At 62.7% G+C, this 13690-nt stretch carries 9 protein-coding genes; 7 read left to right on the plus strand and 2 right to left on the minus strand.

All coding sequences use genetic code 11. The features are described from left to right. Positions 1–2061 (minus strand): type II secretion system F family protein, encoded by a 2061-nt coding sequence (locus tag LDH66_RS14530; RefSeq protein ID WP_226481787.1) that lies wholly within the window; start codon positions 2059–2061, stop codon positions 1–3. Further along, positions 2058–5876, minus strand: a complete 3819-nt coding sequence (locus tag LDH66_RS14535) for an ATPase, T2SS/T4P/T4SS family (protein ID WP_226481788.1) — start codon at positions 5874–5876, stop codon at positions 2058–2060. Before LDH66_RS14535 ends, LDH66_RS14530 begins: the two co-directional genes overlap by 4 nt. Positions 5877–6249: 373 nt before the next feature. Here LDH66_RS14535 and LDH66_RS14540 point away from each other — a divergent pair, with 373 nt between their 5' ends. Genes LDH66_RS14540 through LDH66_RS14570 form a run of 7 tightly spaced genes read left to right on the plus strand, consistent with a single transcriptional unit; the run spans position 6250 to position 13535 of the window. Continuing rightward, positions 6250–7521 carry an ABC transporter substrate-binding protein gene (locus LDH66_RS14540; RefSeq protein WP_425492953.1) on the plus strand — a complete coding sequence of 424 codons (1272 nt, stop codon included), beginning with the start codon at positions 6250–6252 and terminating at the stop codon, positions 7519–7521. Positions 7522–7544: 23 nt separating this feature from the next. After that, positions 7545–8438 (plus strand): branched-chain amino acid ABC transporter permease, encoded by an 894-nt coding sequence (locus LDH66_RS14545; RefSeq protein ID WP_226481790.1) that lies wholly within the window; start codon positions 7545–7547, stop codon positions 8436–8438. Continuing rightward, complete coding sequence (locus LDH66_RS14550; protein WP_226481791.1) at positions 8435–9622, plus strand: branched-chain amino acid ABC transporter permease; 1188 nt, start codon at positions 8435–8437, stop codon at positions 9620–9622. The genes LDH66_RS14545 and LDH66_RS14550 overlap by 4 nt, the downstream gene beginning before the upstream one ends. Next, positions 9619–10386: an ABC transporter ATP-binding protein gene (locus LDH66_RS14555; RefSeq protein WP_226481792.1), complete on the plus strand. Its 768-nt coding sequence runs from the start codon at positions 9619–9621 to the stop codon at positions 10384–10386. The genes LDH66_RS14550 and LDH66_RS14555 overlap by 4 nt, the downstream gene beginning before the upstream one ends. Next, complete coding sequence (locus LDH66_RS14560; RefSeq protein ID WP_226481793.1) at positions 10383–11099, plus strand: ABC transporter ATP-binding protein; 717 nt, start codon at positions 10383–10385, stop codon at positions 11097–11099. The genes LDH66_RS14555 and LDH66_RS14560 overlap by 4 nt, the downstream gene beginning before the upstream one ends. Position 11100: 1 nt before the next feature. Further along, positions 11101–12771, plus strand: coding sequence for a long-chain fatty acid--CoA ligase (locus tag LDH66_RS14565; protein ID WP_226481794.1), 1671 nt, complete (start codon positions 11101–11103; stop codon positions 12769–12771). Next, the gene (locus LDH66_RS14570) at positions 12768–13535 is read left to right on the plus strand and encodes an SDR family NAD(P)-dependent oxidoreductase (protein ID WP_226481795.1); all 768 of its coding nucleotides are present in this window, start codon (positions 12768–12770) and stop codon (positions 13533–13535) included. The genes LDH66_RS14565 and LDH66_RS14570 overlap by 4 nt, the downstream gene beginning before the upstream one ends. Positions 13536–13690 lie beyond the last annotated feature (155 nt).

The raw sequence follows: 13690 nt of genomic DNA on the forward strand, positions 1-13690 counted from the left end.
TCAGGCCACCAGTGTCCAGCCGATGAGTGCGATTGCTGACAGTCCGACCGCGTATTTCAACCCGCTCAATATGCTGGCATCCCGCATATATCCACAGATAAATCCGGAGATAAGCGCCTGAAGGGTCACCGCGTGGAAGAACAACACCGACAGCATGTCGACGTTGATGTTTTCGCTCAGGTTGGCCTCACTCATTGCGCCGCCGCCACCGCCGGATCCACCACCGCCACTACTGCTCTCGAGACCGGCCATCGTGTCGATAAACTGTGTCTTGAGAATCGCGATCACCGCAAGCACCGTCATGAACGTCATGATGATGATCACGATTTGCATGCGAGTCCGGGACTTGCGTTCCCGCTGGATGTCGTCGTGGTTCTCGCTCGCAGTCGCGGCCGTCCGGAGGACGTCCGAAATTTCGTTCGACGCCTCCTGGGCTTCAGTGATCAGGCGCATCGTTCTGGCGAGTCGCGGAATGTGGTACTTGTTGTTGAACTCGATGAGCGCCTCTTTCATGCTCGTTCCGTAGTTGACCTTCGTATGCACGATCTCGAACTCGCTTGCGAGTTTACCGTTCGTCGTGTCGGAGACGGCCTTGAAGGACTCGAGGAGTGTCAGTCCGGTATCGTTCGAACTCGAGAGTTTGCGGAGGTCTTCGGAGAGTTTGTTGACGACGGCGGTTCTGTGGCGAGCGTTCCACTCGCGGAAGATAGCTAACGGAAGCGCGACGATGTACAACGGCACGTAGAGGTAGATGACCGTTCCCCAGATCGGTTTCTCGAGGAGTTCCTCCCACGACATCGGCGTCGCCCCGTTTACCATGGCCGTGACGACGATGACGAGTGCCGTCGGCACGGTCAATGCGAGAGTGATCAGCGGATTGTCCCTGAAGAAGAGATGCGGCTTCCGCAGGACTTCGATCGTCTCGTAGGTCCCCTCGCGGTTCTTGATTCGATCGAAGACGCGGTGATCGCCCGTGAACTGTTCGATGAGTCCGAGGCCCAGTAGGCCGTCGTCCTGACCGGTTTCGGTCCGCTGGCCGGTATCCTCCATCGAGAGGAAGCCGTCACCGGGTTCGTCGTGTTTGACCGTCGAGACGAGGACGATGAAGGCGACGCCGATCATCGGAATCAACCCGTAGACGGTCATGTAGAGCATCTGGTTGGAGACGCCTGCACCCGGGATCATTTGCATAATAACCATGATGATGATCAGGAGGAGCGGAAACAGCGACAGCGTCATGTACATCTCCCCGAACAGCTCGAGCGTTTCGAGGGTGAGTTCCTGTTCCTGCTTTGCCGTGCGCAGGTGCTTTTCCTTCTTGTCTTCGAGGAAGCTCTCCATGTCACCACCGCTGTTGACGATCGAGAGCATGTCGGTCAGGAACTGTGAGAGGTCGTCGCTCGGGGTCTCCAGTGCCTGTTTCCGGATGGCCGTCCGGTAGTCGATGTCGAAGTATTCGGTCTCCTTGACGATGCTCTGGAACTCCTTTGCGACCTCGCCGTAGGTGTCGTCGGCCTGGGCCATCGCCTCGATGATCTCGAGTTGGTTCAGGCCACCGACCGACAGGGCGTACATGAACGAGACCGAGTCGGTCAGGAGCATGTTGATCTCGCGCTTGCGGGAGGACGCACGCGAGTAGGGGATCGCGACCATCGATCCGAAGCCGATCCCGAACCCGATCGTGCCGAGTATGAGGCCAGTGAAGAAGACGATAGCCGGGACGCGAAGTAGCTCGATGATCTCGAGGAGGAGCCCGTTACCGACCGGAATGCCGATGAGTGTCTCGTTCGAGAGAAGGCCGATGGCGAAGATCCCGTAGCCGAGCAGCAGCCCGATCAGCCAGAGGGTGAGACCGCTGATGAACCCGATTCCGAGCGCTCGCGAGAGATAGAGTTCGACCGTGTCCGTCATCCGGGCCTGCGCGAGTTTCGTCTCGACATCCGCGACGAACTCGCTGTCGTCCCCGAATAACCGGTCGTAGAGGGGATAGAACCGATCACCGAGTGCGTCGGAACTGCCCGACATACCCGATCCGCCACTGTCCGTCGTTTGGAGGCTCATGAGTCGCTCTCCTCGTTACTTCCGTCAGCGTCGAAGATGCCGCCGTTGCCGTCAGTCGATTTTTCGTCATCGTCGTCCTTGAAAATCGACTCGTCGTTCGAATCGGCATCGTCGTTCGAGTCGGCGTCGTCGAACAGTGACCCGTCATCGTCGACCGTCTCCCCGTCATCGTCGGTGAAGATCGACTCCGACTCGCCACCGAATATCGAGTCGTCCGTCGCGGACTCGTCCGGCTCCGCGTTCGGTTCGGCGGTCGTCGGTTCGCTCCCATCGATCGGCCCGTCATCGGAGGTGACATCGGCCGACGAGTCCCCACCTCCGTCGTCGATATCGATAGTCGGCGGCTCACCGTCGGTGGCTTCCGTCGTTGACTGGTCGTCGCTCCCCGTACCGGTGTCATCGCCACCCTCGTCGCGATTGGTCTCGTCCGACTTCGTTGCTCCGCTGTCGATGTCGATCGTCGGTGGCTCCGGTTCGTCGCTTGAGGCCGAGTCCATCCCGGCAGCGAGTTGCTCACTGAGATCGTCTGCCGGCGTACCGTCGCTCGAGTCCGGATCGAAGATCGAATCGAGATCGTCTTCCGGGAACATCGAGTCGAATCCGGAGGTGTCCGGTCGACCGTGTGTCGGCGACTCGTGGTCGCCAGTCGTCTGTCCCGACTCGGGATCGTCGATCGTCTCGCCCATATCGTCGAACAGTCCGCCCAGATCGCTATCATCGGGATCGTCGGAGGGGAACACCGTCGAATCGTTCGCTGTCGATCCCGCGGCGTCACTCGCCTCGGTACCGCCCGATTCGGTCGTGCTGTCGGCTGGGCCGCGCTCGTCCGCGTCCGACTCGGCCGGTCGCCCAGCGTCCCCGCCGCCAGCGGTCGACGTTTCGGCTTGGGTAGTTGGGGTCTCTTCCGGTGTGTCACTCGCTGCAGGAGAATCGATGGCACTGCCGGAATCGCCGGATATCGCGGTTTCATCGGCCGTTCCCGATACCGGGCCGGAATCGGCATCGGTAGCCGTTTCGTCGGTGGCCGCGCCATCGGAGACGGTGTTCCCGGTGACCGCGGGCGCTCCGGTGTCGCTATCTGCATCGGCCCCGTCCCCGTCGCTCAGCCACGCCGGCTCGTCGCCGCCGTCCTCGCCTTCGATGGCGAATTCGGTCGAACTGTCGCCCAGTTCCCACTCCTCTTCGTCGACAGTCCCGTCGACGTCGCCGCCGAACTCGAACTCGTCGCTGTCGGCGCGGTCGACCTCGATCGTGCTCTCTGCTTCGATGTCGCCCAGCGAATTCGCGAGTCCGCTGGGGACTTCCCCGCGGAACTCCTCGAATAGTGACTCCTCGGCCCGTTCCAAGATGTCCATCGAGAGGTTGTACGTCTCGCTGGTCGCCTCGGGCCGCGGAACGAGCTCCTCCTTTTCGGGATCAACGTCGATCAGGACGCTCTCCATCTCGCGGAGGTCCTCGAGGCTGTCCTCGAGTTGCCCGTTCGCGATGAGCGTGAGGATGGTCTCGGGATCGTTGATGAACGCCTGCACGGTCGCCGCGACCTGTGCGTACGTGTTCAGTTCGTTCTTGATGAGGTACGCGAGGATGACCTCGCGCTTGAACAGTTCCTCCTCGAGTTTCTCCTTGCTCCACCCGCGATCGAACTGGATCTCCTGTAAAGTGTTCGAGTCCCCCATCTTGAGGTACTCGTCGGTCTCCGCCTGCCACTGGTAGACGTCTTGAACGTTGATCTCGTCGTGTTCGGCCTCGTAGTGGTTGATCTCGGTCAGCGACTTGTTCCGGCGGACCTTCCGGCCTTGGACGCGGGTCTGCGTCTGAATCGAGACGAGGTCCAGCGCGGTGAACATCGTCTTCGAGACGTTGATCGGATCAGTCGTGAACCGCTTGAGCACCTCGTCGACGGAGTCGGCGTGGAAGGTGGTGTAAGTGGTGTGACCCGTCGACATGACCTGGAAGAGCGTCCGCCCCTCCTCGCCACGGATCTCACCCATGACGATGTAGTCGGGCCGCTGGCGCAGTGCGGCCTCGAGCAGGTCGAACTCGTCGACGTCGCCCTGTTCGTCGTCGGAGAACGAGGGACGAGTGACGCTGGCGATCCAGTTTCGCTGCGGGAGTTCGACCTCGCGGGTGTCCTCGATGGAGACGATCTTGGCGCTCGAGGGGATAAAGAGCGAGACGGCGTTCAGCGAGGTAGTCTTCCCGGACGCAGTACCGCCGGCGAAGATCAGGCTCTTGTGGTTCTCGATGGCGAGCCAGAGGAAGGCCATCTCGTCTAGGCTGAAGGTGTTCCAGTTGATGAGGTCGATCGGGGTGAACGGAACGTCCTTGAACTGACGGATGGTGTAGTTAGTCCCGTGGTCGGAGACTTCCTTTCCGAGGGTGAGCTGGGCACGCGAGCCGTCGGGGAGCGTCGCGTCGACCTGTGGTAGTCGTTTACTGATCCCTTTGCCCGACCGCTGGGCGAGTTTGACGACGAAATCGTCGAGTTCCTCCTCACCGTGGTAGATGTTCGAGATGATCTGTTCGTACTCGGAGTGATAGACGAAGACGGGCGAGTTGTAGCCGTCGACGGAGATGTCCTCGACGTTGATGTCGTGTTTGATCCCGTCGATACGCTCGTAGCCGATGAAGTCCCGCGTGAGCTCATAGAGGAGCTTCTCGACCTGATACTCGCTCAGCGTGTCCGGGTCGTCCGCGAGAATGGCCGGTTCGGGTCGGACCTCGATCCCGCCGAGTTGGCTCGGGCCGGTGTCCTCGGCCTCGGCCACGGCCTCCTCGTCGCCGTCGAGCAGTCCTCGAAGCACCTGAACCATCCCTTCGGACGTGCTGCCCGAGGTCGCCTCGAAGAGGTCGTACCGTTTCAGCAACCGTCGGGTTTCGTCCTCGATCACCGTTCGGCGGCCGCCCTCGGTCGCCTTCTCCTTGATGCCGTCCTCGGAGTACTTGATCGCCTTCCTGAGTTTGCCCGAGAGGAACTCTTTGAGTTCCATCTCGATCTCGTTCTGGTAGGGCTCGATCATGTAGTACTTCTTCTCGTTTTCCTTCTCCGAATGGAAGATGACGACGTAGGCGTAGGGTTTGTTCACCCAGTAGCGCTCGACCTCCCGAAAGTGGGTCTTCTTCTCGAAGGGAACCGCTTTCTCGAGATCGTAGCGATTGGAGACGGTGGTGTTCCCCGCGGGCGTCGTGAAGAACTCGTCCTCGTCGAGATCCTCTTCGACGTTGACGGTGCGTTCCTCGACGACGTCGTCGAGGTCCAAGGCGGCGTCGTTGGCAGCGGCCAGACGTCCCTCTATCGTATCGGGATCGAAGCCGAGCGCGTCCGATTTGTCGAGCGGTGACGATTCGTCGTGATCGTACGCCAGCTTGTAGTGTTCCCAGGTCCAGATGTCCTTGATGACCGGTGTCGTCTCCGGGTCGGTGTACTTCTGGACGATCGGCTGGAGCGTGGCAGCGTTGTCGCCGGCGATCGGCAGGATCTGTTCCTCGAGGTCGTCGGGGTGGTAGCCGAGGTAGGACGTCGGATCGAACTCGACTCGGTCCCAGTCGTCCCCGCTCGGGATCGGCCCGACGTTCGCGCCGGTATCGAGTCCGAGCTGGTCTGTCTCGGCACCGTCGTCGGGATACAGGTCAGCCACTTCGTCGCCGTACCCGTACTCCTTCATGAATTCTTCCCACGTGTACTCGCCGACGCTGATCGCCGAATTCGACGTCAGATCAGCGGTTTGAGACCGCTCGCCTTCCGACGCAGAGTCGGATGCCTCCCCCTCAGAATAGTCCCCGGCATCCGATTGGTCGGCCTCGTCAATAGCCATTGCATCCACGCTGACGTTCACCCCTCAAAAAATTCATCCGCCCATTACCATTTCTGATAATCCAAAATCCACCCGTGTTCGATCGATTCACCGCGGTCACTGAGGATATAAGACATATAAATGATAGTAATACGCTGGTATTTGACCGAGTAATCGATGGCAATACGGCCGTAGTGTAATTAGAAATATGATAACTCAGACACTTCTATAATAACCGCAAAATCGGGGATGGCAGTATGATACCTGGCACCAATTTGGGTAACTCAGAACACCTCATGTTTGAATCTATACATCATGTTTATATATACTCATTGCCCACGTCAGGACGTGGTTGACAGTGGGAGATAATAACGTAGCGCAAGGGTCACGAAGTATTGCGTCACCAAGTAGCAGCGCTGGATACGATCGTCGGACGTTTCTGAAGACGGCGACGGCCGGCGCGGGGCTCGCATCGATCGCCGGCTGTCTCGGCGGTGGGGGTGGCAGCGGCGTCACGCTGGGTGCGCTGAACATCATGTCCGGCTTCGCCTCGCTGTACGGCGAGGAAGCCGAGCGAGGATACGATCTCGCGGTCCAAGAGATCAATGACGACGGCGGTATCGACGGTGACGACGTCGAGGTGATCCTCCGCGACACGGAGGCCGACTCCAACACGGCAACCCAGCAGATGACCAGCCTGATCGAGGAAGAGGGCGTCGACGGCTTGATGGGACTCGACAGCAGCGGTGTCGCACAGAACATCGCTCCCCAAATCAAGCAAAACCAGATGCCGCTCATGATCACGCACGCGGCGACGCCGTACGTCACTTCACCCGAGGGCGAAACGGAAGATTCGGTCGGTAACGACTACGTCTTTCGGTGTTCTAACACCGTCGCCCACGACATGTTCGGTGCCGCACAGGTCGCCTCGGAGCTCGACGCGACCGAGTGGGCGACGATCGGTCCCGACTACGCGTTCGGGTACGACACGTGGGCCTATTTCCAGGCCTTCGCGGAGGGGATCGGCGTCGACGCCGAGTTCACGGCCGAGCAGTTCCCCGCTCTCGAGACGAACGACTACTCGCCGTTCATCAGTTCGATCCTCGACGCGGACCCGGACGCCGTTATCACGCCGCTGTGGGGTTCCGACCTGACGACGTTCCTCGGTCAAGCGGAAGACTCCGGCTGGTTCGATCAGATCGATCACACGTTGATCAGCGTCGGGATGGGGACGGACCTGCCGTCCGACGGAAACCCAATCCCGGAGGGAACGTGGGCGTCCACCCGGTACGACCCCTTCGTTCCCGACAGCGAGGAGAACAACACCTTCCGAGAGACGTACGTCGAGGAGTACGACACGCTGCCGACGTACAACGCCGAAGGTGCCTACCGAGCGGTATACCTGTATAAGATGGCGATCGAAGAGGGCGGCGGCACGAGCGCTGACGATCTGATCGGTCAGTTCTCCGGGATGCAACACACCGGTCCGGTCGGTGAGTACGAGTTCACCGAGACGAACCAGGCTTCGGTCGCCTCTATCTGGGGCCAAGTCAGTTACGACGAGGAGTGGGAAAGCAACGTGCTGGACCCGGTCGAACGGTACGACGCCGCACCGGCAGACGTTCGGGGCGCGCTCGAGGGCTCGGACCTGCCCGCGGGCCTGTAGGATCAACCATCACGATTACTGCCATGAATCCGATAAACATATTTCCACTCGTCGGGCTCGGTGACGTCGTTATCGGGCTAAGCCTCGGAAGTCGGTTGTTCCTGATCGCCGTCGGGTTGAGCCTGATCTTCGGCGTGCTCGGCGTGCTCAATTTCGCACACGGAGCGTTCTACATGCTCGGCGCGTACTTCGCCCTGACCGTCACGACGAACCTGGTCGGAAACTTCTGGCTGGGGATGGTCGTCGGCGCGATCGCGGTCGGTCTCGTCGGCGCGCTCATCGAAGTGGTGACGATTCGGCCGTTGTACGACCGCGCCGACAGCGACCTCGATCAGTTGATCGTCACGTTCGGGTTCGTCCTCATCATTCACGAGGCGGTTCGCTTCGTCTGGGGGTCGCAACCGTATCCGACGCCGGTCCCGGGACTGCTCGACTTTTCCGTGTCGATCGGGGGCAGTCGGTTCACCGCCTACCGGCTGTTCGTCATCGTCGCGGCGCTCGCTGTGATGGTCGGCCTCTGGCTGTTCATCAAGAAGACCTACTTCGGATCGCTCGTCCGGGGGACCTCCTCGGACCGGGAGATGGCGTCGATGCTCGGCGTCGACGTGCCACGGCTGTACACCGCGGTGTTCTTCGCGGGGAGTCTCCTCGCGGGCCTCGGCGGTGCCCTCGCGGCTCCGATGCAATCGATCGGCCCGAGCCTGGGCGAGTCGGTGATCATCGACGCGTTCATCATCGTCGTCATCGGCGGTCTCGGTTCGCTGTCTGGCGCGTTCGTCGGCGCGATGTTCGTCGGCATGATGCAGAGCATCGTCCCCCAGTTCTTCGCCGCCGGCAGCATCGCAGTCCCGTTCCTCGCTATGGTCATCGTATTACTGTTCAAACCGGAAGGACTGTTCGGAGGGATCGGTGAATGAGCACGCAAGAGGACGGACTCATCGGTCGGATCGGTGCGTTCGGATACCGAGCGGTCGGTAACGGCTGGACCAGCGAGCGGTTCGTGCTGCTCGGTCTGCTCGCTCTGGTACTCGTCTCCTTCGGTCCCCGGTTTCAGGTGTACCTGTTCACCGAGTTCCTGATCATCGCGCTGTTCGCCGTCGCCTTCAACCTGCTGTACGGCTACACCGGGTTACTCTCGTTCGGGCACGCGATGTTCTTCGGTGCGGGCGCGTACGGGCTCGCGATCGTGATACGCGATTACCAGTCGCCGATCGCCGACGTCGTCGGTACCGGCCTCGCGCCGCTTGCTACGTTCGTCGTCGGCGGGCTCGTCGGCGTCCTGCTGGCGCTCGTGCTCGCGATTCCCGTCGGCTACCTCAGCGTCCGCCTCGAGGAGATCTACTTCGCGCTGATCACCCTCGCCTTCGGGATGCTGTTCTACTCGCTGTTGCTCCAGGATCCCTACGGGCTCACCAACGGGACCGACGGCATCTTCGTCCTGCTCGGGACCGTCGAACTCGGTGGGACGGAGTTCAGACTCGGCGAACGGCGGACGTACTACTACCTCACGGCGACGATCGTCGTGGCGTCGATCTACGCCATCTGGCGGATCGTCAACTCGCCGTTCGGCACGATCTGCAAGGCGCTCCGCGAGAGCCCCGATCGGGCCGCAGCGCTCGGGGTCAACGTCACCGTCCATCGTTGGATGACTTTCATCGTCTCGGCGCTGTTCGTCGGCATCGCCGGCGTCCTGATCGCCGGCTTCGCGAGCGTCGCCACGCCCAACGAAGCCCACTGGACGATGAGCGCGACGCCAGTCGTCGCGACCGTCATCGGCGGTGCCGGATACTTCGGCGGGCCGATCGTCGGCGCGTTCCTCTACCACTACGTCCGGTGGGGGATCAGCCGCTTCCCGGCGCTCGAGGCCTACTGGGAGCTGTTCTTCGGAATCATGCTCATCGTCGTCGTCCTCTACTTCAAGCAGGGGGCCGCCGGCGGATTGGCCATGATCGGTGCGTGGCTCCAGGACGTCCAGGCAGCTTACGACCGCGGCGGCGCGGGCGAAGCGGCGTCGTTCGTCGGCGAGTCGATCAGCGAGAAGTTCGCGAACGCGACGTCACAGCTCACTGGGCGATCCGACGACGGGGGTGTCGACCGATGACGACCGTCCTCCGCACCGAGGAACTGCGCAAGCAGTTCGGCGATCTGATCGCCACCGATGACGTCAGCCTCGCGTTCGACGACGAGGAGGTCACCAGTATCATCGGTCCCAACGGGGCCGGGAAGACCACGTTCTACAACCTGCTGACGGGCGTCTTGCAGCCGACCAGCGGCGAGATCTGGCTCCGCAAGGACGGCGACATGCGCGAGATCACCGACGCGGAACCCCACGAGGTCGCGCGCAACGGCCTCTCGCGGTCCTACCAGATCACGAACATCTTCGAGGGGCTGACGGTCCGCGAGAACCTACAGGTCGCGCGGATCACCCACGAGGGGCGGACATTCGACATGCGCTCGCGTCCAGAGGTCGACGAGGAACTCAACCGGGAAATCGACGAGCTCATGGAGCTCACCAACCTGACGAGCATCGCCGAGACCCAGTGTGATACGCTGAGCCACGGCGAGAAGCGCAACGTCGAGATCGCGCTGGCGCTGGCGATCGAGCCGACGGTGTTCCTCTTGGACGAGCCGACCGCGGGGATGAACCCGACCGAGACGGAGGAGATCGTCTCGCTCATTCAGGAGCTGAATCGGGACATCGAGGCGACGTTCATCGTCACCGAACACGACATGGACGTCGTCACCGACATCTCCGATCGGATCGTCGTCCTCGCCGACGGTGCGGTGCTCGCCGACGGCGAACCGCAGGCGGTACTGAACGACGAACGAGTGACCGAAGCCTACCTCGGAAGTGAGACCGTATGACCGTTCTGGACATCGACGAGATCGACACCTACTACGGAAACAGCCACATCCTCCACGACGTTTCGCTGGATCTGGCGGAAGGCGAAGTCGTCGCACTGCTCGGTCGCAACGGGGCCGGAAAGACGACGACGATGCGCTCGATCATGGGCGTGACTCCGCCCCGACGCGGGCGTATCAGATACCGCGGCGAGGACATCGTGGGGAAATCGCCCGACGAGATCAACGAACTCGGGATCAATCTGGTCCCCGAGGACCGCCGGGTGTTCCCGACGCTGACCGTCCACGAGAACATCGTCCTCGCGCACAAGCTCGCGGCGGATCCGCGCCCCGTCGAGGAGATGTACGAGCTGTTCCCGATCCTCGACGACCTGCGGACGAACAACGGCCAGAACCTGAGCGGCGGCGAACAGCAGATGCTCGCCGTCGCTCGCGCGCTCGTCCAGCAGCCGTCGACGCTATTGCTCGACGAGCCGACCGAGGGACTGGCACCCGTCATCGTCGACGACCTCCGGGAGATGCTCCAGGACGTCGTCGACCGGGACGTGACCGTCCTGCTCTCCGAGCAGAACGTCAACTTCGCGTTCGAACTCGCGACGCGGGGCTACGTCATCGATACCGGCTCGATCGTGTTCGAGGGCTCCATCGAGGAGATCCGCGAGCGCGACGACCTGCTCGAGAAGTACCTCGCCGTCTCCCCGGAGGAGGTGGCCTGAGATGTCCGACCTGACGATCCGGCCGTTCTTCTGGCGGCCGACGAACCTCTTCCCGGAGACGCGACTCGTCTCCCGGACCCATGACGGCATCGTCGACACCTCCTACGGCGAGTTCGGCGAGCGCGTCAGGGCGCTGCTGGCCGCGCTCTCCGACCGCGGCTTCGGCCACGGTGACCGGATCGGCACGTTCGGGTGGAACCATCACCGCCACCTCGAGACGTACTACGCCGCGCCCCTCTCGGGCGCGCAGTTGCACACGATCAACGTTCAGCTCGGTGACGACGACGTCGTCTACATCGTCGAGGACGCCGACGACGATATCCTGTTCGTCGATCCGGGCGAGCCGTTCGAGACCATCGAGCGACTGTGGTCGGAGCTCTCCGTCGAGCAGGTCGTCGTGATGGATGAGACTGTTCCCGAGACCTCCATCGATGCCGTCGCCTACGAGGACCTCGTCGCGGAGTACGACCCGATTCCGGAGAGCGAGATGCCCGACCTGGAAGAGGAGTACCCCGCGGGGATGTGCTATACCTCCGGCACGACGGGCCGGCCGAAGGGCGTGGAGTACACCCACAAGATGATCTACGCCCACGCGATGATGGTGATGACCCCCGCCGGCCTCGGTATCGAGGAGCGCGACGTGGTCATGCCAGTCGTGCCGATGTTCCACGTCAACTCCTGGGAGTTCCCCTACGCCGCGACGATGGCCGGCGCGACGCAGGTCTATCCCGGCCCCTCGCCGAGCGCGGCCGATCTGCTCGAGCTGATCGAACGCGAGGGCGTCACCATGACCGCCGGGGTGCCGACGGTCTGGATCAACTTGCTCGAGCACGTCGACGAGCACGGCGGCGACCTCTCCTCTCTCGAGCGAATCGTCGTCGGCGGCAGCGCCGCGCCCGAGGAGATGATGCGCCGGTACGACGAGGAGTTCGACGTCACCGTCGAACACGCCTGGGGGATGACCGAGACGATGAGCATCGGCTCGGTCTCCCGACCGAAGTCCCGCATGGCCGACTGGGATCCGAGCCGGAAGTACGAGAAGCGCCGGAAACAGGGTCTTCTCTCGCCCGGACTCGAGATGCGCGTCGTAAACGACGACGGCGAGGAGGTTCCCTGGGACGGCGAGTCCGCTGGCGAACTGTGGGTCCGCGGGCCGACGGTGATCACGGAGTACTACAACCGCCCCGAGGCCAACGAGGAGGATTTCGAGGGGGGTCCCGCGAGCGATGCGAGCGGGACGTCGGAGGACGTTTCGTCCTCCGGAAAGTGGCTGAAGACGGGCGACATCGTCTCGGTCGACGAGGACGGCTACATCGAGGTCGTCGATCGCGCGAAGGACGTCATCAAGAGCGGCGGCGAGTGGATCTCCTCAATCGCGCTCGAGAACGCCCTGATGGCCAATCCGGACGTCGTCGAGTCGGCGGTCGTCGGCGTTCCACACGAGAAGTGGCAGGAACGGCCGCTCGCGACCGTCGTCACGGCCGAGGACGCCGACCCCGACGAGGACGAGTTGTACGAGCACCTGCAGGAGACGCTCGAGCAGCCCGACTGGTGGCTCCCCGACGAGATCCGCGTCGTTGAGCGGATCCCCAAGACCGCGACCGGAAAGTTCGACAAGCAGGGGCTACGCGAAAAGCTTGACGTAGGCGACGCCGAAACGGAGGATCAATGAGCGAGTTATTCGATCTCGACGGACGAGTCGCAGTGGTAACGGGCGGCGGTCGCGGCATCGGCCGCGCGATCGCCGTCGAACTGGCGAACGCGGGGGCCGCGGTCGTTCCGAGCGCCCGATCGACGGACGAAATCGAGGCCGTCGCCGCAGACATCGAGGACGCGGGCGGTGACGCACTCGCCGTTCCCGCGGACGTGACGGACGGCGACGCCGTCACCGAGGTCATCGACCGCGCCGCCGACGAGTTCGGCGGCGTCGACATCGTCGTCAACAACGCCGGCTTCAACCCCGACGACGCGCTCGGCCGGCCGGAAGACGTCGAGACCGAGAGCCTCGACCGCGTGCTGGACGTCAACCTGAACGGTGCCTACGAGGTCACGCGCGCCGCGGCGGACCACCTCCTCGAGAGCGACGGGGGGTCGGTCATCAACGTCGCCAGCGTCGGCGGCCTGGTCGGCCTGCCGCGCCAGCACCCCTACGTCGCCTCGAAGCACGGGCTGGTCGGACTGACGAAGAGCATGTCGCTGGACTGGGCTCCGGAGGTTCGGGTCAACGCCGTCGCGCCGGGCTACGTCTCGACGGAACTGACGGAGGACCTCGAGAGCAACGAACAGCTTCGCCAGTCGATTATCGACCGCACGCCGTTGGAGCGCTTCGCCGACCCCGAGGAGATCGCCGGCCCCGTCGTCTTCCTCGCGAGCGACGCCGCGAACTACGTGACCGGCTCCGTGCTCGCGGCCGACGGCGGTTGGACGGCGCGGTAGTCCCGATTTCGATTTTTTGCCGCCGCTCCCCGTTCCCTGACCGACGTGCGACCGATTCGCACCGATCACGTTCGGCACGATTCGTTCCTCATCAAAAATCACGGGGATAGTTGCGACCGCGTGGGGGTTCTCCGAACGCTTAGCCGTCGGTCGGG

Origin of the sequence: Natrinema amylolyticum (assembly GCF_020515625.1) — an archaeon.
Lineage (GTDB): Archaea > Halobacteriota > Halobacteria > Halobacteriales > Natrialbaceae > Natrinema > Natrinema amylolyticum.